This is a genomic window from Pseudomonas sihuiensis (genome assembly GCF_900106015.1).
Lineage (GTDB): Bacteria > Pseudomonadota > Gammaproteobacteria > Pseudomonadales > Pseudomonadaceae > Aquipseudomonas > Aquipseudomonas sihuiensis.
The window spans coordinates 3,332,968-3,352,889 of sequence record NZ_LT629797.1; the positions used below are offsets into that span (position 1 = coordinate 3,332,968).

Annotated in this window: 17 protein-coding genes and 1 pseudogene; 3 read left to right on the forward strand and 15 right to left on the reverse strand. The window is 63.5% G+C overall.

The window, feature by feature from the left end; translation table 11 throughout:
• Positions 1–3 precede the first annotated feature (3 nt).
• Positions 4–1,485, reverse strand: a complete 1,482-nt coding sequence (locus BLT86_RS15835) for an AAA family ATPase (protein WP_026088457.1) — start codon at positions 1,483–1,485, stop codon at positions 4–6.
• 123 nt (positions 1,486–1,608) lie between these two features.
• Here BLT86_RS15835 and BLT86_RS15840 point away from each other — a divergent pair, with 123 nt between their 5' ends.
• A complete protein-coding gene (locus BLT86_RS15840; RefSeq protein WP_092377963.1) occupies positions 1,609–2,436 on the forward strand; it encodes a formylglycine-generating enzyme family protein in 828 nt (275 codons plus the stop codon).
• A 291-nt stretch (positions 2,437–2,727) separates the two neighbouring features.
• Entirely contained in the window at positions 2,728–3,375 is a 648-nt protein-coding gene (coq7, locus tag BLT86_RS15845) for a 2-polyprenyl-3-methyl-6-methoxy-1,4-benzoquinone monooxygenase (RefSeq protein WP_092377966.1), read from the forward strand.
• A gap of 47 nt (positions 3,376–3,422) precedes the next feature.
• On the opposite strand, the gene BLT86_RS15850 is transcribed toward coq7, so the two are convergent.
• Positions 3,423–3,845, reverse strand: a complete 423-nt coding sequence (locus BLT86_RS15850) for an OsmC family protein (protein ID WP_092377968.1) — start codon at positions 3,843–3,845, stop codon at positions 3,423–3,425.
• Between the two features lie 234 nt (positions 3,846–4,079).
• On the opposite strand from BLT86_RS15850, the gene crp reads away from it, so the two are divergent.
• Entirely contained in the window at positions 4,080–4,724 is a 645-nt protein-coding gene (gene crp, locus BLT86_RS15855; protein WP_017675648.1) for a cAMP-activated global transcriptional regulator CRP, read from the forward strand.
• 51 nt (positions 4,725–4,775) lie between these two features.
• On the opposite strand, the gene trpC is transcribed toward crp, so the two are convergent.
• From trpC to BLT86_RS15920, 13 genes and pseudogenes are all read right to left on the reverse strand, one after another.
• The gene (gene trpC / locus BLT86_RS15860) at positions 4,776–5,615 is read right to left on the reverse strand and encodes an indole-3-glycerol phosphate synthase TrpC (protein WP_092377971.1); all 840 of its coding nucleotides are present in this window, start codon (positions 5,613–5,615) and stop codon (positions 4,776–4,778) included.
• On the reverse strand, positions 5,612–6,658 hold the full coding sequence (trpD, locus tag BLT86_RS15865) for an anthranilate phosphoribosyltransferase (protein WP_074679595.1): 1,047 nt from the start codon (positions 6,656–6,658) through the stop codon (positions 5,612–5,614). The genes trpC and trpD overlap by 4 nt, the downstream gene beginning before the upstream one ends.
• Positions 6,655–7,251 (reverse strand): aminodeoxychorismate/anthranilate synthase component II, encoded by a 597-nt coding sequence (locus BLT86_RS15870; RefSeq protein ID WP_074679597.1) that lies wholly within the window; start codon positions 7,249–7,251, stop codon positions 6,655–6,657. The genes trpD and BLT86_RS15870 overlap by 4 nt, the downstream gene beginning before the upstream one ends.
• 13 nt (positions 7,252–7,264) lie before the next feature.
• Positions 7,265–8,755: an anthranilate synthase component I gene (gene trpE / locus BLT86_RS15875; protein WP_092377975.1), complete on the reverse strand. Its 1,491-nt coding sequence runs from the start codon at positions 8,753–8,755 to the stop codon at positions 7,265–7,267.
• Between the two features lie 67 nt (positions 8,756–8,822).
• A pseudogene (locus tag BLT86_RS15880) lies at positions 8,823–9,711 on the reverse strand (phosphoglycolate phosphatase).
• Positions 9,708–10,382 (reverse strand): ribulose-phosphate 3-epimerase, encoded by a 675-nt coding sequence (rpe, locus tag BLT86_RS15885; protein ID WP_061242602.1) that lies wholly within the window; start codon positions 10,380–10,382, stop codon positions 9,708–9,710. Before rpe ends, BLT86_RS15880 begins: the two are co-directional and overlap by 4 nt.
• Before the next feature lie 263 nt (positions 10,383–10,645).
• Positions 10,646–12,106 carry an NADP-dependent succinate-semialdehyde dehydrogenase gene (gene gabD / locus BLT86_RS15890; protein ID WP_092377980.1) on the reverse strand — a complete coding sequence of 487 codons (1,461 nt, stop codon included), beginning with the start codon at positions 12,104–12,106 and terminating at the stop codon, positions 10,646–10,648.
• A 62-nt stretch (positions 12,107–12,168) separates the two neighbouring features.
• Positions 12,169–13,548, reverse strand: coding sequence for a hypothetical protein (locus tag BLT86_RS15895; protein ID WP_074679605.1), 1,380 nt, complete (start codon positions 13,546–13,548; stop codon positions 12,169–12,171).
• A 78-nt stretch (positions 13,549–13,626) separates the two neighbouring features.
• Positions 13,627–14,775 carry an iron-containing alcohol dehydrogenase gene (locus tag BLT86_RS15900; RefSeq protein WP_092377983.1) on the reverse strand — a complete coding sequence of 383 codons (1,149 nt, stop codon included), beginning with the start codon at positions 14,773–14,775 and terminating at the stop codon, positions 13,627–13,629.
• A gap of 177 nt (positions 14,776–14,952) precedes the next feature.
• Positions 14,953–16,323 carry a sigma-54 interaction domain-containing protein gene (locus BLT86_RS15905; protein WP_092377985.1) on the reverse strand — a complete coding sequence of 457 codons (1,371 nt, stop codon included), beginning with the start codon at positions 16,321–16,323 and terminating at the stop codon, positions 14,953–14,955.
• Positions 16,324–16,427: 104 nt separating this feature from the next.
• Entirely contained in the window at positions 16,428–17,255 is an 828-nt protein-coding gene (locus BLT86_RS15910; RefSeq protein WP_003463515.1) for an ABC transporter permease, read from the reverse strand.
• Positions 17,256–17,459: 204 nt separating this feature from the next.
• Complete coding sequence (locus tag BLT86_RS15915) at positions 17,460–18,707, reverse strand: ABC transporter permease (RefSeq protein ID WP_092377988.1); 1,248 nt, start codon at positions 18,705–18,707, stop codon at positions 17,460–17,462.
• 141 nt (positions 18,708–18,848) lie between these two features.
• Positions 18,849–19,880, reverse strand: a complete 1,032-nt coding sequence (locus BLT86_RS15920) for an ABC transporter substrate-binding protein (protein WP_092377990.1) — start codon at positions 19,878–19,880, stop codon at positions 18,849–18,851.
• Between the last annotated feature and the right edge of the window lie 42 nt (positions 19,881–19,922).

Below are 19,922 nucleotides of genomic sequence, written 5' to 3' on the forward strand. Positions count from 1 at the left end.
TACTCAGCCGGCATTGACCGTGCGCCCATCGGCCCACTCTCGCAACGCCATCAAGCGCTCGGCCATCACCACGGACAGCGGCGCGGTGCTCTGCAGTGCGCGCAGCAGCAACCCCTGATCGACCGCCTGCTGCTGCGCTTGACCAGCGTACAGCGCGCTGACCACTGCCTGCTCGATCTCGGCGCCCGAGTAGCCCTCGCTGGCAGCAGCCAGCTGCGCGAGATCGAAGCCGCCTGGTTCCAGTTCACGACGTTGCAGGTGGATACGGAAGATGTCGGCCCGCACCTCGGCACTGGGCAGATCGACGAAGAACAGCTCGTCGAAGCGCCCCTTGCGTACCAGTTCCGGCGGCAGACGGTCGATGGCATTGGCCGTGGCCACCACGAACACCGGTGCCTTGCGCTCGGCCATCCAGGTCAGCAGGGTGCCGAGCACGCGCTGGCTCACGCCGCCGTCGTGGTCGCCACTGGCCAACCCCTTCTCCACCTCGTCCATCCACAGCACACAGGGCGCCATCTGTTCGGCCAGACGTAGCGCCTCACGCAGATTACGCTCGGTCTCGCCGAAGAACTTGTTGTACAGGCAGGCGAAGTCCAGACGCAGCAGCGGCAAGCCCCAGAGTCCGGCAACCGCCTTGGCCGCCAGGCTCTTGCCACCGCCCTGTACGCCGACCAGCATCACGCCTTTCGGTGCGTCCAGGAGCTTGCCTTCGAGAAAGCCGGCCTGACGTTCGGCCAGCCAGCGCTTGAGGTTGACCAACCCACCGACTTCGGCGAAGCGTGCAGTGTCGTATTCGAAGCTGAGCACACCCTCCAGATCCAGCAGCTGGAATTTGGTCTTGTTCAGCTCGGGGATGTCTTCCTGGGTGATCGCGCCGTCATCGCAGATCACGTTGCGCGCCAGCGCGCGTGCCTCGGCATGGCTGAGGCCGCGCAGGTTCTTCACCACCTGCTGCAAGGTGCGATTGTCGGTACGCACGCGTGCGCCGCGATTGCCTTCGCTCCAACGCGTCGCCTCGTCACGCACGATGCTCAGTAGCTCGTCTTCCGACGGCAGCGCGAGACTGAAACGAGCCGCGAAACGCTGTACTTCGGCAGGCAGCTTGAGCGCATGCGACACCAGCACCAGCGTCGGCTTGTGCGCGGCCTGGCTCATGGCGATTTCCTTGAGCAGGCGCACCAGCCTGGGGTTGTCATCGAGGAAGGGATGCAGGTCGCACATCACGTAGAGGTTCGGCTGCAGATCGGCCTTGATCATACGCAGCGCCGCTTCGGGCTCGAGGGTCGGCGACTCGTCCACTGCTGCGCCGCCGAAACCCAGACGCTGCAGGCCCTCGGTCACCGACCAGGTGTGCAGACCGAGGCCGCGCTTGATCGCCAGGCCAGTCAGGGTCTCCAGCACGCGCAGCTCGTCCCAGGACTCGATCACCACCAGCTTGACCTTGGAGTCCAGCACCAGTCCAAGATCATGAATATCGTTCTTCAACACCGACTCCTTGTGAGATTTGGCCAGCCAGGCACGCAGGGTTACCATCCGCGGTTTCACAGAATCGAGAACTTACCGCATGGACCGCCTGAACACGCAGATCGTCGCCGGAGGCATCACGCCGTGCAAGTGCTGAAAGCGCGTTGCGTCACAGTATCCATGGCCATCGCAGCCAGCCTGCTGGTTAACCTGCCGGCCGTTGCTATCGAAACCTTCAGCGACCCGTTGCCCGGCGGCGCTCAGGGCCCCGAAATGGTGGTCATTGCGGCTGGCGAGTTCCGCATGGGCGATGCCAGCGGTCGTGGCAATGACAACGAGCGTCCACAACGATCTATTGCGTTCGCTCAACCCTTCGCCATGGGCCGCTACGAAGTCACCTTCGCCGACTGGCAGAAGTACGCCGACGCCAACCAGCTGCCCATGCCTGACAACGAGGGCTGGGGCCTTTCGGCGCAGCGCCCGGTGATTCATGTGTCCTGGCGTGACGCTCACGCCTACACCCAGTGGTTATCACGCGAGACGGGCGCGCGCTATCGCCTGCCGACCGAAGCCGAATGGGAGTATGCAGCGCGCGGAGGCAGCCAGAGCTACTACTGGTGGGGCGACGAACTCGACAGCAGCGAGCAGGCGCCACGCGCTCACTGCCGCGGTTGCGCCAGCTCGCGCCTGTTACGCAACAAGACGGCAGCCGTCGGCCAGTTCCCGACCAATGGCTTCGGCTTGCACGACACGGCGGGCAACGTCTGGGAGTGGACGGCCTCGAACTTCACCCAGCGCTTCGACGGCAGCGAAACGCAGAGCGCCGGCCTGCTCGACAGCAGCCCGCGCGTGGTGCGCGGCGGCGCCTGGAACAGTGGCCCGGTCTACCTGCGCAGCAGCATGCGCGATCTCAAGCAACCGCATCACCGCGACTATGCGCTGGGGTTTCGCGTGCTGCGCGAGCTACCCTGAGAGACTGCCCAAAGTCTGCTGCGCGTCGGCCCTGCTGCGTTAAAAACAGGCTCGGAGGCCGCTTGCGGCCAACGTCCTTCAGGGCGGCCCCGAAGGGGCGAGCGGAGCGAGTCATGCGAATGTACAAAAGTACAGTCGTCCGCGACTCCAACCGTTCCTCACCTGTTTTTGCGGGGCCGCCATCGGTATTGCACGATCCTAGCTCGCGAGACTTTAGAACAGCCTCTGAGCCACGGACGACTTGGCGACTTTGCAGTAAACTAGCCGGGTTGTTACCTCTGGAGGTGCCCCATGGCCAGCGAACGCCAGTATTCCCCCGTCGACCGCCTGCTGCTGCAAGCAGATGCCGCGCTGCGCACGCTGCTGCCATTCAGCGGCACGTCGAGTCGCCCCTCGCCTGCCATCGTGCAGAACGAGACCGAGCTGAGCAGTGAGGAGTCGCGCCACGTCGCCGGCCTGATGCGCATCAATCACACCGGTGAAGTGTGCGCCCAGGCGCTCTATCAGGGTCAGGCGCTGACCGCCAAGCTGCCGGAAGTGCGCAGCGCCATGGAGCATGCGGCCGACGAGGAGATCGACCACCTGGCCTGGTGCGAACAGCGTATTCGCGAACTGGGCAGCCAGCCCAGCGTGCTAAACCCGCTGTTCTACGGTCTGTCCTTCGGCGTTGGTGCCGTTGCCGGACTGGTCAGTGATCGCGTCAGCCTGGGTTTCGTCGCTGCCACCGAAGATCAGGTGTGTAAACACCTGGACGAGCACCTGGAGCAACTGCCCGAGCACGACGCCAAGTCGCGCGCCATCCTCGAACAGATGCGCATCGACGAACAGCAGCACGCCAACAGTGCCCTGGCAGCGGGCGGCGTAAGCTTCCCGGCACCGATCAAGTTCGGCATGACCTTGCTGTCGAAGGTGATGACCAAGAGCACCTACCGCGTCTGAAACGAACGAGGGCGCCATTGGCGCCCTCGTTACTGACACGACTCGATTCAACCCAGCTCGACGATTTCGTAATCGTGGCTGATATCGACGCCGGCACGACCCAGCATGATCGAGGCCGAGCAGTACTTCTCCGCCGACAGTTCCACCGCCCTCTTCACCTGCGCCTCTTTCAGCCCGCGGCCCTTGACCACGAAGTGCAGGTGAATCTTGGTGAACACCTTGGGCTCCTCGTCGGCACGCTCGGCGTCGAGGAACACTTCGCAGCTTTCGACCGGCTGGCGGCCCTTGCGCAGAATGCTGACCACATCGAAGTTGCTGCAGCCTCCGAGGCCGATCAGCAACATTTCCATCGGCCGAACACCGAGATTACGGCCACCGGCATCGGGCGGGCCGTCCATCACCACGGCATGGCCACTACCGGACTCGCCAAGGAACAGAGCTTCACCGGCCCATTGCACACGCGCTTTCATCGAGATTGGCTCCCAGAATGGAAAAGTTTGGCAGATTAGCACAGGCAGGCTGCAATCCGATGTGCGCCGAATGCGCGAAAGTTCCGCATAGTTACGTTACCCAGGTCGCAAAAAACTACCCAGTCATAGTATGTCTGTTAAGCTGGCGTCGGAATGCTGGCACACTTAGCCGGATAACAAATAAGAAATTGCCGTTGGACAAAGGCCTTCACTTTTCATATTCGGGACTCGGGCATGGTTGCTATTACCCTTACACCAAAAATCAAGAACCTCGACAAGCTTCTTGCACATTGTCATCGTCGTCGTTACACAGCCAAAAGCACCATCATCTACGCAGGTGATCGCTGCGAAACCCTGTTCTTCATCGTCAAGGGCTCGGTCACCATCCTGATCGAGGATGACGATGGCCGCGAGATGATCATCGCCTATCTCAACTCTGGCGACTTTTTCGGCGAGATGGGCCTGTTCGAGAAGGATGGCTCAGAGAAGGAACGCAGCGCCTGGGTTCGCGCCAAGACCGAATGCGAAGTAGCGGAAATCAGCTACGCCAAGTTCCGCGAGCTGACCCAGCAAGACCCCGAAATCCTCTTCGCCCTCGGTAGCCAGATGGCCGAGCGCCTGCGCAATACCACGCGCAAGGTCGGCGACCTGGCCTTCCTCGATGTCACTGGCCGTGTTGCGCGCACCCTGCTCGACCTGTGCAAGCAGCCGGACGCGATGACCCACCCGGATGGCATGCAGATCAAGATCACGCGCCAGGAAATCGGCCGCATCGTCGGCTGCTCCCGTGAGATGGTCGGCCGTGTACTCAAGTCCCTGGAAGAACAGGGCCTGGTACATGTGAAGGGCAAGACCATGGTGGTCTTCGGCACGCGCTGAACCAGCCCCCAATAGAAAAAGCCGGCTTGATTGCCGGCTTTTTCATGCGCGTTATTCCGGGTCCGTGCCGATTACTGCAGGCCGGCCGCGTTCGGGAAAGAACAGACGCTGCAATTCGCTGCCCGGGCTTTCCGCGCGCATGAAAGCCTCGCCGACCAGGAAGGCGTAGACCTCGTTGATCTCCATCAGCTCGACATCGGCGCGGTTGAGAATGCCGCTTTCGGTCACCACTAGGCGATCACGCGGAATACGCGGCAGCAAGTCGAGGGTGGTTTCCAGGGACACCTCGAAACTGTGCAGGTTACGGTTGTTGATGCCCACCAGCGGTGTGTCCAGAGTCTTCAGCGCACGTTCCAGCTCGTCGCCGTCATGCACCTCCACCAGCACGTCGAGACCGACGTCCTTGGCCACTGAGGCCAGTTCGGCCATGCGCACGTCATCCAGGCAGGAAACGATCAGCAGCACGCAGTCCGCACCGAGGGCACGGGCTTCGACGATCTGGTAGGGATCGACCATGAAGTCCTTGCGAATCACCGGTAGCGCACAGGCCGCGCGGGCCTGCTGTAGGTATTCGTCGGCGCCCTGAAAGAAATCGATATCGGTCAACACCGACAGGCAGGTGGCGCCGCCCGCTTCGTAGCTGCGGGCGATATCCGCCGGCACGAAGTCGGCGCGCAGCACGCCCTTGCTCGGCGAGGCTTTCTTGATCTCGGCGATCACTGCCGGCTGCTTGCGCGCAGCCTGCTCGAGCAGAGCACGGGCAAAGCCACGCGGTGCATCGGCACTGCGCGCGGCAGCCTCAACCTCGGCCAGGCTGACCTGAGCGCGACGCGCCGCCACTTCCTCGAACTTACGGGCGACGATCTTCTCCAGTACGGTTGGTACGCTCACCCTTCGTTCTCCTGTTTGAATACCGCGGTAAAGGACACCAGCTCTTCCAGCTTCTCGCGTGCCAGGCCGGTGTGCAGTGCATCATGCGCCAGCTGCATACCTTCGCGCAGGCTGCTGGCATGATCGGCAGCGTAGAGGGCGGCACCGGCATTGAGCACGATCATGTCGGCGGCCTTCTGGCCGTTGTCGGTCTTGCGCCGGCCGAGGGCATCGTGGATCAGCGCCAGCGACTGCTCGGCGTTGTCGACGGTCAGGCCGATCAGGCTCTGACTCTTGATCGCGAAATCCTCAGGCTGGATGCGGTACTCACTGACCACGCCATTCTTGAGTTCGGCAATGAAGGTCGGCGCGGCCAGGCTGATTTCGTCCAACCCATCCTGCGCGTGCACCACCAGTACGTGCTCGCTGCCCAGACGCTGCAGCACTTCGGCCATCGGCCGGCACAGGGCCTGGCTGAATACGCCGATGACTTGATGCTTGGCGCCTGCCGGGTTGGTCATCGGGCCAAGCATGTTGAAGATGGTGCGCAGACCCAGCTCGCGGCGCGGGCCGATGGCGTGCTTCATCGCCCCGTGATGCGAGGGGGCGAACATGAAGCCGACGCCGACGCTCTCGACGCAACGCGCCACCTGCTCGGGCTTGAGCCCCAGGTAGACGCCGGCAGCCTCGAGCAGATCGGCACTGCCACTCTTGCCAGAGACCGCACGGTTGCCGTGCTTGGCCACCTTGCCACCGGCTGCCGCGACGACGAAGGCCGCAGCGGTGGAGACGTTGAAAATGTTCATGCCATCGCCACCGGTACCGCAGGTGTCGACCAGTCGCTCGGCGTCGATGACCACGGGCGCGGCCAGCTCACGCATGACGCTGGCGGCACCGACGATCTCGTCGATGGTCTCGCTCTTCATGCGCATACCCATGAGGAAGGCGCCGATCTGCGCGTCAGTGCACTGACCGGTCATGATCTCGCGCATCACCGCCTGCATTTCCTCGGTGGTCAGATCGAGCTGAGCGACGATGCGGCCCAGGGCTTCCTTGATATTCATGCGCGCACGCCTCCGGTCTGCTTGAGGAAGTTGGCGAACAGTTCGTGGCCCTGCTCGGTGAGGATGGATTCGGGGTGGAACTGCACGCCCTCGATGTTCAGGGTCTTGTGGCGCAGGCCCATGATCTCGTCGACCGAGCCGTCTTCATGCTGGGTCCAGGCGGTGATCTCCAGGCAGTCCGGCAGGGTTTCACGCTTGACCACCAGGGAATGATAGCGGGTCACGGTGAGCGGGTTGTTGAGGCCGGCGAACACGCCCTTGTCTTCATGGAACACCGGGCTGGTCTTGCCGTGCATCACCTGGCGCGCACGCACCACGTCACCGCCGTAGGCCTGGCCGATGCTCTGGTGGCCGAGGCAGACACCCAGGATCGGCAGCTTGCCGGCGAAATGCAGGATGGCCTCAATGGACACGCCCGCCTCGGTCGGCGTGCAGGGGCCGGGCGAAACGACGATGCGCTCGGGCTTGAGCGCTTCGATCTCGGCGATGGTCAGTTCGTCGTTGCGAATCACGTGCACGTCGGCGCCCAGCTCACCCAGGTACTGCACGACGTTGTAGGTGAAGGAGTCGTAGTTGTCGATCATCAAAAGCATGGTACGGCTCCTCTTATTCCTGGGCCTGGACGGCAGTCTGTTCGGCGAGCGCGACGGCGCGGAACATGGCGCGGCGCTTGTTCAGAGTTTCTTCCCACTCCAGCGCGGGCACCGAGTCGGCAACGATGCCGGCGCCGGCCTGCACGTGCAGTTCACCGTCCTTGATCACCGCCGTGCGAATCGCAATCGCGGTGTCCATGTTGCCGTTCCAGGCGTAGTAACCGACCGCGCCGCCGTAGACGCCACGCTTGACCGGTTCCAGCTCGTCGATGATCTCCATCGCGCGGATCTTCGGCGCACCGGACAGGGTGCCGGCTGGCAGGATCGCACGTAGCGCGTCCATCGAGGTCAGGCCCTTCTTCAGCTCGCCTGTGACGTTGGAAACGATGTGCATGACGTTGGAATAACGCTCGATGACCATCTTCTCGGTCAGCTTCACCGAACCGATTTCCGAGACGCGCCCGGTGTCATTGCGGCCCAGGTCAATCAACATCAGATGCTCGGCGACTTCCTTGGCGTCGGCCAGCAGATCTTCTTCCAGCGCCAGGTCGGCCTCTTCGGTCGCACCGCGCGGGCGGGTGCCGGCGATGGGCCGTACGGTGACCAGGTTATCCTCGACGCGCACCAGCACCTCGGGCGACGAACCCACCACATGGAAATCGCCGAAGTTGAAGAAGTACATGTAAGGCGTCGGATTGATGCAGCGCAGCGCGCGGTACAGGTCGATGGGCGCCGCTTTGAACCCGATCGTCATGCGCTGGGAAATCACCACCTGCATGCAGTCGCCAGCCAGGATGTAATCCTTGATGGCGCTGACCGAGCGTTCGTAATCCTCGCGACTGAAGCTGGAGCGGAACGCGGGCTCCTCACCTGCAGGCTTGTTCAAATCCACACCCAGACGCGGGGCGAACGGCTGACGCAGCTTGTGCAGGATTTCCTGCAGGTGCGCCTGGCCACGCTCGAAGGCATCCGCCTCGGCCGGATCAGCCAGAACGATGGCGTGCATCTTGCCCGCCAGGTTGTCGAACACCACCACGGCATCGGAGACGTTGAGCAGGATGTCCGGCGTGCCCAGCGCATCGGGATTGACCCCGGCAGCCAGCTTGGGCTCCACGTATCGCACGCTGTCATAGGCGAAGTAACCGACCAGGCCACCGTTGAAACGCGGCAGCCCGGCGATGGTCGGCACCTTGTAGCGCGCCTTGAACTGCTCGACGAAGGCCAGTGGATCGACGCACTCATGGCGCTCGACCTCGACGCCGTCGGTGGTGATCACCACCTCATGCCCATGCACACGCAGCACGGTGCGCGCCGGTAGGCCGATGATCGAGTAGCGACCCCACTTTTCGCCGCCCTGCACGGATTCCAGCAGGTAGGAGTTGGGCGCATCGGCCAGTTTCAGGTAGATCGACAGCGGCGTGTCGAAGTCGGCGATGGTTTCGCAGGCAAGCGGAATACGGTTGTAGCCTTCAGCGGCTAAACGCAGGAATTCTTCATGGGTCATGATCAGCCTCATGGCTCGGGGTAAACGGTCGGGTGCAAACGGGCCGCGCGGCGGCGGCAGGACGAGATCAGGCGCGCCAGCGCCAACGGGCCAGAGCCTTGATCACTTTCATCCAGAGTTTGCAGCTAACCACCACGGTGCGATCTCGACAGGCGGGGGAATAAGGAGAGCGGCCACGGTATCGCAGCCGCTCGGGCTAAGCAACCCGTAGGAGCCCGCTTGCGGGCGATCAAGCGAATCATCGCCCGCAAGCGGGCTCCTACGCACAGATGCGATTACAACAGCTCGGCGAGGTTATCGACCACCAGTTGCGGATCTTCCTCGGCCACCGGCCGACCATGGTTGTAGCCATAGCTCACCGCCACGCAGGGCACGCCAGCCGCGCGCGCGGCCAGCACGTCGTTGCGCGAGTCGCCGACGAACAGCGCTTGCGCCGCATCGACCCCAGCCAGATGCATCACCTGCAGCAGCGCGGCCGGGTCCGGCTTCTGTTGCGGCAGGGTGTCGCCACCGATGATCCAGCGGAAATAACCGCCAAGGCCGACCTGCTCCAACAAAGGCGCGACGAAGCGCTCCGGCTTGTTGGTCACCACGGCGAGCTCGACGGCCGCCGTGCTCAGCGCTTCGAGCAGCTCATGCACGCCCGGGTACAGCGCGGTCAAGTGATGACAGTCGGCATAGATATCGAGAAAGCGCGCCAGGGCCTCTTCCGTCTCGGCCTCGCCCACTGCCGCGTGATCCAGACCGCCGGCCAGGGCGCGGCGCACCAGCACGCGCGCGCCGTTGCCGACCCAGTCGCGGACTTTTTCAACGCCAACCGGCGCGCGCCCCAGTTCCACCAGCATGCGGTCGACCGCTTCGGCCAGGTCCGGCACCGAGTCGATCAGCGTGCCGTCCAGGTCGAACATAACCAGGCGCGGCAGCTCACCGCCGCATAGCGCGCGCAGCGGTTTCATCCACGCACCTGGGCCAGTTCGGCGCGCATGGCGTCGATCACCGCCTTGTAGTCCGGCTGGTTGAAGATCGCCGAACCGGCAACGAAGGTGTCGGCGCCCGCTGCGGCAATCTCGCGGATGTTCTGCACGTTGACGCCACCGTCGATCTCCAGACGGATCTCGCGGCCACTGGCGTCGATCAGCGCGCGGGCTTCGCGCAGCTTGTCGAGGGTGCCGGGGATGAACTTCTGCCCACCGAAACCGGGGTTGACGCTCATCAGCAGGATCATGTCGACCTTGTCCATCACGTACTTGAGCACGTCCAGCGGGGTGGCCGGGTTGAACACCAGGCCCGCCTTGGCACCACCCGCCTTGATCAGCTGCAGCGAGCGGTCGATGTGCTCGGACGCTTCCGGGTGGAAGGTGATGTACGAAGCACCGGCCTCGATGAAGTCTCCGATGATGCGATCCACCGGCTTGACCATCAGGTGCGCATCGATGGGCGCGGTGATGCCGTACTTGCGCAGCGCCGAGCAGACCATCGGGCCGATGGTCAGGTTGGGCACGTAGTGGTTGTCCATCACGTCGAAGTGGACGATGTCCGCACCGGCGGCGAGTACGTTGTCCACTTCCTCGCCCAGGCGGGCGAAGTCGGCGGAAAGGATCGACGGGGCGATGGCGAAGGGTTGCATGGCGCACCTCTAAGGGCTTGGGTCACGGTGGCGCGCATTGTAGCGGCTGTAGAGCCTTCAATCGACTGAAGCCAACCTCGCGTAGGGAGCGACATGCCGAAGGCTTGTCCACCATGGCCGGCAGCGACGCAGCAAGAAAGGTGGACAAGCTTCGCGTTGTCCACCCTGCGCACGGCATAGTGGGAGGCGCTTCAGCGGCGAGCTTCTGGCTTTTGTGCCAAGCCAATCGCGGCTAAAGCCCCTCCCACAATGAGCCGCCTGCCTCAGATACCGCCGAGGCAGAGGTATTTGATCTCCAGGTACTCATCCAGGCCGTACTTGGAACCTTCGCGACCGAGCCCCGAGGCCTTCATGCCACCAAATGGCGCCACTTCATTGGAGATCAGCCCGGTATTGATACCGACCATGCCGTACTCCAGCGCTTCGGCTACACGGAAGGTGCGGCCCAGATCGCGGGTATAAAAGTAGCCTGCCAGGCCGAACTCGGTGTCGTTGGCCTGACGCACCACTTCGGCTTCATCGCTGAAACGGAACAACGGCGCCAGCGGGCCGAAGGTCTCTTCGCGGGCCACGCGCATATCCGCGGTGACACCAGTGATGACCGTCGGCTCGAAGAAATGCCCGCCCAGCGCATGCGCCTTGCCGCCCTGCAGCACCCTGGCGCCCTTCTCCAGCGCATCGGCCAGATGCGCCTGCACCTTGGCCACGGCATTGCCGTCGATCAGCGGACCAATGACGACGCCCTCCTCATCACCATGGCCGACCCGCAGTTTGGCCACGGCAGCGGCCAGTTTCTCGGCAAAGGCGTCGTAGACGGCATCGTGCACATACAAGCGATTGGCGCAGACGCAGGTCTGCCCGGCGTTGCGGTACTTGGCGACCAGTGCGCCTTCGACTGCGGCATCCAGGTCGGCATCCTCGAAGACGATGAACGGCGCATTGCCGCCCAGCTCGAGTGAAAGCTTCTTCAGGGTCGGCGCACATTGCTCCATCAGTTTGATGCCCACCCCCGTGGAGCCGGTAAACGACAGCTTGCGCACGATAGGGTTGGCGCACAGCTCAAAGCCCACCTCACGGGAACGCTCGGTATCGGCCGGCAGCACGCTGAACAGCCCGGCCGGAATGCCCGCGCGCTCGGCCAAGACAGCCAGCGCCAGCGCACTGAACGGTGTCTGTGGCGCGGGCTTGAGCACCATCGCACAGCCGGCGGCCAGCGCCGGGCCGGCCTTGCGGGTGATCATCGCCGCCGGGAAGTTCCACGGCGTGATCGCCGCGGTCACGCCAATGGGTTCCTTGGTCACGATCAGGCGCTTGTCCGGCTGATGACCGGGAATGGTGTCGCCGTAGACACGCTTGGCTTCTTCGGCGAACCACTCGATGAAGGATGCCGCGTAAAGCACTTCGCCGCGGGCCTCGGTCAGCGGTTTGCCCTGTTCGGCGGTCATGATCCGCGCCAGGTCCTCCTGGTTGGCCAGCATCAGCTCATACCATTTGCGCAGGCGCGCCGCGCGCTCCTTGGCAGTGAGCGCACGCCAGGCCGGCTGGGCAGCCTGCGCCGCCTCGATGGCCTGGCGGGTCTGCTCGGCCCCGATGTTCGGGACCGTCCCCAGAGACGCGCCATTGGCCGGATTGAGAATTTCAGTGATGGCGCCATCGCTGGCTTCGCACCACTGGCCGTCGATATAGGCCTGGTGGCGCAGCAGATCGGGATCGTTCAATTGCATGATTTTCTCCTGCAGCCGAGGGAAGAAATCGCCCCTCGGCTGGATAAGGGACTCGAAAGGCCTCACTCGCCGGGCGGCAGGTCCTTGGTGAAGGTCTGGTCGTTCTCACCGCGGAACATCTGTGCCCCGTAGATCAGCGCGCACAGGCCGACGCCGATGGCGAAGGCCCAGCCAGCGCCCTTGATCGCCAATACCGCGCCAATGACCCCGGCGATGCCCAGGTCGCGCTGACTGCGCGCCTCCATGATGCCCAGGCGCACGCTGACGTAACCCTGAATCAGCAGGGTCAGCGCCAGTGCTACACCGAGAATCGGCTGCAGCAAGGTGACCACCGGCAACAGCAACAGGCCGGTGTTGGTGCCCCAGCGGAACGAGCCGACGCCACCGTAGATGGACTTCATCGCCTTGGCGCCGCCCTTGAAGCGCTCGGTGATCACCACCTGCATGGCTGACCATTGCGGGCCGCACATGGCCACGTCCGGGCCGAAGATGCTCATGAAGGCGTTACGCCCGCCAAAGATCAGGTGCGAACGGTTGGGGTTGAAGTCGACCTTCTCGTCACTGCGGATGTGGTCGGCCTCGCCGAGGATCGCCTTGGCACCCAGCACGTCACCGAACACCACCAGGTAGGCGGCCAGGACAGTAGGAATGGCGGTGACGAACATCATCAGCGGCGGCATGCCGAGGCCGAACACGGTGTACTCGTTCCACAGGGTGACGAAGTCCGGCTTGCTGATGCCCCACTCGATGCTCGGCCAAGGCGCCTCACCGAAGATCGGCGCGACGAAGACCGCCAGGAGGATGATCGGGAAAATGCCCAGCTTGGCGAAGTTCCACCACAAGCGGCTGCGCTTCTTCAGCTGCTGGAAGTGCAGGGAGAACACCAGATAGAAGGCGATACCGACGGCGATGGAAATGGTCCAGGGGAAGCTGTCGAAGCGACCGCCCTCCTTGAACACAGTCACCACCGCACTCAGGCCGGCGCCCATGATGATGCCGGCCTTGAGTGCAGAGGGCACCAATGACACCACCTTGCGCGCCATGCCGGTCATGCCCAGGCCGATGGAAAATATCCCCAGCATCAACTGGAAGGCGATCAGCGCATGCACCCGCTCCGGGCCCTCCGGGAACTGGCTGCAGTAAGCCATGAGCAAGGGAATCGCCGGGGTGATCCAGCCCGGGACGACGGGGTCGCCCAGCAAATGGTGGGTCAGGTACAGCAGCCCGTTGAGCATGACCACCGCCAGCGCCACCTCGAAAGGCATGCCGAGGAATTCGGTCATCAGCGGAATCGCCGCCAGATCCACCGCACACATGAGCAGGCCCTGCATGTAGTCGGAGAGTTCGAAGCGGTAATGAATGAAAGGCAGACGCACCTTGAATGGCCCCACCGGCCAGTAGGGGGCTTCCACACCAAGGTCTTGCTGATGCAGTTCGGACATTTGAGTCACCCAGCTTTATTAGAGTTGTAAGCAGCGAGCCCCGACATTGCCGGGGCTGTTCATCGGTTGTTGCGCAGATCAGTAGGCAGCGCGGTAGATCTGCTCGATATCGCCCGCCGTCAGGCGACGCGGATTGTTGCGCATCAGGCGGTCGATCTTGCTCGCTTCCTCGGCCATGGCCGGAATGGCGTCTTCCGGCACACCGAAGCTGCGCATGCCCTTGGGAATATCGACGCTGGCACACAGCTCGGCCATGGCCTCGACGGCCAGGTCGGCGGCGACCTTGTCGCTCAGACCGTGAGTCTGCACGCCCAGGGCGGCAGCGATCTCGGCCATGCGCTCGACACAGGCCAGCTTGTTCCAGGCCATCACGTAGGGCAGCAGCAAGGCATTGCTGACGCCGTGGGCGATGTTGAAGCGCCCGCCCAGGGGATAGGCCAGCGCATGCACGGCGCCGACACCGGCATTGCCGAAGGCCATGCCGGCCATCAGGCTGGCGGTGGCCATGTCTTCGCGCGCCACCAGGTCAGCCGGGTTGGCGTAGGCCTTGGGCAGTGCCTTGGCGATCAGCTTGATCGCGCCAATGGCCAGGGCATCGGTGATCGGCGAGGCATTGACCGACAGGTAGGACTCCACCGCGTGCACCAGGGCGTCGACGCCACTGGCTGCGGTCACGCCGCGCGGGCAGGTCAGGGTCATCACCGGGCTGACCAGGGCGACGTCGGGCAGCAGGTAGTCGCTGACGATGCCCTTTTTCAGCTGCGCTTTCTTGTCCGACAGGATCGATACGTTGGTCACTTCCGAACCGGTGCCGGCAGTGGTCGGAATGGCAATCAGCGGCGGCCCTTTGCGCTTGATCTGATCGACACCGAACAGCTCTTCCAGCGCACCGTCATGACCGACGTAACCGGCCACGGCCTTGGCGATATCGATGGCGCTGCCGCCACCGACGCCGATCAGACCATCGTGACCGCCCTCGCGATAGACCTTGGCGCAGGCTTCGACGATAGCGATTTCCGGCTCCGGCTCGACACCGTCATAGATGCCATAGCGGCGCTCGCCGAGCTGCTTGAGGACATGCTCGACCGTACCGGACTTGATCAGGATGGCGTCGGTGACGATCAGCGGGTTGGTGATATTCAGACGGGGCAGTTCGACCGCCAGTTGCTCCACGGCACCCTGGCCGGTCAGCAGCTTATTGGCGATCTTGAATGCAGCAATAGTCATCAGCAGGCCCTTTATGCGTTGTTGTGCTGAACGGGTTCAGGACCTGTCATAGCCATTCCTGTGCCAGCTTGCTGAAAGCGGCGTGCTAGAAGGCTTGCGTCGATTTGTCACAGTGCTGCGCAGAACGCACTTGATCAGAAAATCAATCAAAAGACCGTCATTCGATCCATTTTCCAATCAACCCTGTTCCCAGCGCTTCATCTTCTGCACCAGGGTCGCCTGGCTGAGACCCAGCACCTTGGCCGCTTCTCGGGTGGTCTTGTGCTGCATCAGCGCACGGCGGATGAGGCGCCGCTCGAGGTTCTCCACCTGCTTGCGCAGGGGCAGCAGATCGTCTTCGCCGGCATCGCTACGGGCGATGCGCATCTCCTCTGGCAGGTCGAACAGCTCGATGCGTTCGCCGCTGACGGTGACCACCAGGCGCTCGACCAGATTGATCAGCTCGCGGATGTTGCCGGGCCAGGCGTAGTCGGTCAGTGCATCGAGCGCCTCGAGCTCCCAGCTCAGTGCGCGGCCATAACGCTGGTTGAATTCGGCCAGGTAGAAATCCAGCAGCGGCTGAATTTCCTCGGGCCGCTCGCGCAAGGCCGGGATATGGATCGGCACCACGTTGAGCCGGTAATAGAGGTCGGCGCGAAAACGCCCGTCGGCGACCATCTTGCGCAAATCATGGTGGGTGGCGGTGATGATGCGCACGTCCACCTCTTTCAGCTCCAGGCCACCGACCGGAATGAAGCGGCTCTCCTCGATCACCTTGAGCAGCTTGACCTGCAGCGCTAGCGGCAGATCACCGATCTCATCGAGAAAAACCGTGCCCTGGTGCGCCAGCTCCAGCAGCCCGCGTTTGCCCTTGCTGCCGGCGCCGGTGAAAGCGCCCGGCACATAACCGAACAGCTCGGCCTCGATCAGGTTTTCCGGCAGCGCGCCACAGTTCAGCGCCAGGAACGGCTGCGCCGCGCGCGGGCTGCTCTTGTGAATGTACTGGGCGATCAGGGTCTTGCCGACGCCGGTTTCCCCCTGCAGCAGCACCTTCACGTCACTGGCGGCGACCTGCCGGGCCTGAGCGAAGACCCGCCCGGACGCCGGCAGGCTGGCCACTGGCGAGGCATCGAGCAGATCGTCACGCTGCCCGGCATGCAGCTTGGCGGTGCTGTTGCGTAACTGCTTCAGTTGCTGCAGCTCGTCGCGCTCATGCTTCATGCGCAGCAGTTCGGTCATGTCGCGCACGGTACTGACCACGTAGCGCACCCGGCCATCGGCGGCGAAGATCGGCGTGCCACTGACCAGCAGACGCTTGCCCTGGCTGACGCTCTGCATCAGCGACAGCGCCTTGCCTTCCTTGAGCACGCGCAGCGACACCGACTGCGAGATCACGCCCTGCTCCACCAACGCCTGCATGTGCTGGCCGACGACGTCCTCGGCACGCAGGCCGGTCAGGCGCTCATAGGCACTGTTGACCTTGAGGGTGATGCCATCGGCGTCGGTGATGTAGACGCCATCGTGCAACGCGTCGATCAGCTCGCGAAAACCGGGATCATCGAAGTCCATCTGGCCGCCTTGTTGGGTCAGGAGAAACTGCACATTCTACGCCCGGAAACGAGCAAGGCCCCGCCGGTTTCCCGGCGAGGCCCTGAACATGCAGCTGCGGCGATCTACTCCGGCGTGGAGGTACGCAGCTTCTCGCTACGCCCGCGCAGCCACTCCAGGGTCAGCAGCAACAGGATGGAGAAGCCGATCAGCAGTGTCGCGGCGGCGGCGATGGTCGGCGACAGGTTCTCGCGAATGCCGCTGAACATCTGCCGCGGCAGGGTGGCCTGCTCGGGGCCGGCGAGGAACAGGGTCACCACCACTTCGTCGAACGAGGTGGCGAAAGCGAACAGTGCCCCGGAAATCACCCCCGGCGCGATCAGCGGCAGGGTCACCCGGCGAAATGCCGTCAGCGGCGAGGCGCCAAGGCTGGCGGCGGCACGCACCAGGTTGTGGTTGAAGCCCTGCAGCGTGGCCGACACGGTGATGATCACGAACGGCACACCGAGCACCGCATGCACGAGGATCAGCGACAGGTAGCTGTTGCCCATGCCCAGCGGCGCGAAGAACAGGTAACTGGCCACACCGATGATCACCACCGGCACGATCATCGGCGAGATCAGCAGGCTCATCACCAGCGCCTTGCCGCGGAACTCGCCACGGGTCAGGCCAATGGCGGCCAGGGTGCCGAAGACCATGGCCAGCAGGGTCGCGGCCGGGGCGATGATCAGGCTGTTCTTCAGCGAACGCATCCAGTCGGCGGACATGAAGAAGTCCTCATACCAGCGCAGCGAGAAACCCTGCAGCGGGTAGACCAGGAAAGTGCCGGAGTTGAACGACAGCGGCACGATCACCAGCACCGGCAGGATCAGAAACAGCAGCACCAGGCCGCAGAGAATGCGCAGGCCGTAGTACCAGAGGCGCTCGACGGGTGACATGTAGGGGCTGAGCATGGCTGTGACTCCATTTAGCTTTTAGCTCCCCTCTCCCATTTATGGGAGAGGGGTTGGGGTAGAGGGCGCTCTTCTTGCGCCATCCTCCCGAGTTCGGTTACCGAGAAGCAGTGGTGCCTAAACAAGCACCCTCTCCCGCCCTTCGGGCACCCTCTCCCGCAAGCGGGAGAGGGTCATCAGATGGCCTGCTGCGCAGGCCGTTTTCTAGGCAAGCCTCAGCTTGCTGGCACCGACCAGCCAGCTGTACACCACGTAGAGCACCAGGGTCGCGGCCAGCAGCAGACCGCCAAGAGCCGTGGCCATGCCCCAGTTGATGGTGGTGTTGGTGTAGAAGGCGACGAAGTAGCTGATCATCTGGTCGTTCGGGCTGCCCAGCAGCGCCGGGGTGATGTAGTAGCCGATGGACAGGATGAACACCAGCAGGCAACCGGCGCCGACACCGGCCAGGGTCTGCGGGAAATACACCCGCCAGAAGCTGGCGAACGGATGGCAGCCGAGCGACACCGCCGCGCGCATGTAGCTGGGTGAGATGCCCTTCATCACGCTGTAGATCGGCAGAATCATGAACGGCAGCATGATGTGCACCATGGCCACGTATACGCCGCTGCGGTTGAACACCAGTTGCAGCGGTTGCTCGATGATGCCCAGCGAGATCAGCGCGCTGTTGATCAGCCCGCCCGACTGCAGCAGCACGATCCAGGCGGCGACGCGCACCAGGATCGAGGTCCAGAACGGCAGCAGCACCAGAATCATCAGCAGGTTGCCCTGCCGCGTCGGCAGGTTGGCGAGCAGGTAGGCCAGTGGGTAGGCCAGCACCAGACAGATGACCGTGATCACCAGGCTCATCCAGAAGGTGCGGGTGAAGATGTCCAGATAGATGGCCTGATCCGGCGTGGCCTTGGCCAGTTCGCCGAGGTCGTCGATACGATGATCGAGCGCGGCCAGCAGGTAGTACGGCGTCACCGACGACGCATTGCGGCGGATCACCTGCCAGTAGGCAGGGTCGCCCCAGCGCTCGTCCATATCGAGGAAGGCTTCCTGGTAGGACGCCGGCTCCTCGCCCAGCGGCAGCTTGCGTGCGGTGCTGCTGACCAGGCTGCGAAAGCCCGCCAATTCCATGTTCAGGCGCTTGGACAGATCGCCCAGGCTCTGGTTACGCCGCGCTTCGAGCATATCGCTGGCAATCGCCCGGTACGCCGCCTCATCCGGCAGGCCACGGCCATCCCAGGCGGCGATCGCCTCGACGGTACGTGGCAGGCTGCCGACCACCTCAGGGTTATCCACGCTACGCATGAGCAGCGCGCCGATGGGCAGCAGGAAGGTCAGCAGGAGGAACAGCAACAGCGGCAGGATCAGCGCCTTGGACTTCAGGCGATTGAAACGCTCGGCACGAGCCAGACGCTGCTTCAGGCTTGGCCCGGGCAACTCGGTGGCAGGCAGTACGGCGGCCATGGACAACTCCGCAAGCTAAGGCCGCACCAGGCGGCAGAAATTCGGGGATACGACAAACATCGCTTGGGCAGCTCCGCCACCCTCATCCCCTTCTCCCGCAGGAGAAGGGGGCGAGGAAGGCGTCGCTGCGCGACGCCCTGGTTAGCGGGCGGCCCAGGCGTTGAAACGCTGCTCCAGCTGCTCGCCGTAGTCAGCCCAGAAGGTCACGTCGATGGCCACCTGGTTGGCGATGTTTTCCGGGGTGGTCGGCATCAGGTTCAGACGCTCCGGCGCCAGCAGCTCGATGGCCTGTTTGTTGGCCGGGCCGTAGGCGATGTTCTCCGAATAGGTCTTCTGCGCTTCTGGTTTGACCGAGAAGGCGATGAACTCTTTGGCCAGTTCGGCGTTCTTGGCGCCACGCGGGATGGCCCAGGAATCGAAGTCGTAGATGCCGCCGTTCCAAACCACTTGCAGGTTGCTCTCGGCCTGCACGGCAGCGATACGACCGTTGTAGGCCGAGCTCATCACCACGTCGCCGGAGGCGAGATACTGCGGCGGCTGGGCGCCAGCTTCCCACCACTGGATGCTGGGCTTCAGCTCGTCGAGCTTCTTGAACGCACGATCCTGGCCTTCCTTGGTGGCCAGCACCTTGTACACGTCCTTGACCGGCACGCCGTCGGCCATCAGGGCGAATTCCAGAGTGTACTTGGCACCCTTGCGCAGGCCGCGCTTGCCCGGGAATGTCTTCACGTCCCAGAAATCGGCCCAGCTGGTCGGCGCCGCGCTGAGCTTGTCGGCGTTGTAGGCGAGCACCGTGGACCAGACGAAGAAGCCCACACCGCAGGGCTGGATGGCGCCGTCGATAAAGTTGGCTTGATCGCCGAACTGCGCCGGGTCGAGCTCCTCGAACAGGCCTTCGTCGCAACCACGGGCCAGCTCCGGCGACTCCACCTCCACCAGATCCCAACTCACGCTGCGGGTGTCGACCATGGCTTTGACCTTGGCCATCTCACCGTTGTATTCGCCGCCCAGCACCTTGTTGCCGGTTTCCTTCTCGAAGGGTTCGTAGAACGCCTTGACCTGCGCCGCCTTGTTCGCGCCGCCGAAGGAAACCGCGGTCAGATCCACCGCCAGTGCCGGCATGGCGCAACTAACGCCCAGGGCCAACGCCGCGAGCTTCAGGGATTTCGTCATTCTTATCAGCTCCTCTGTGTTACGGGGTAAAGGTGAAGCACT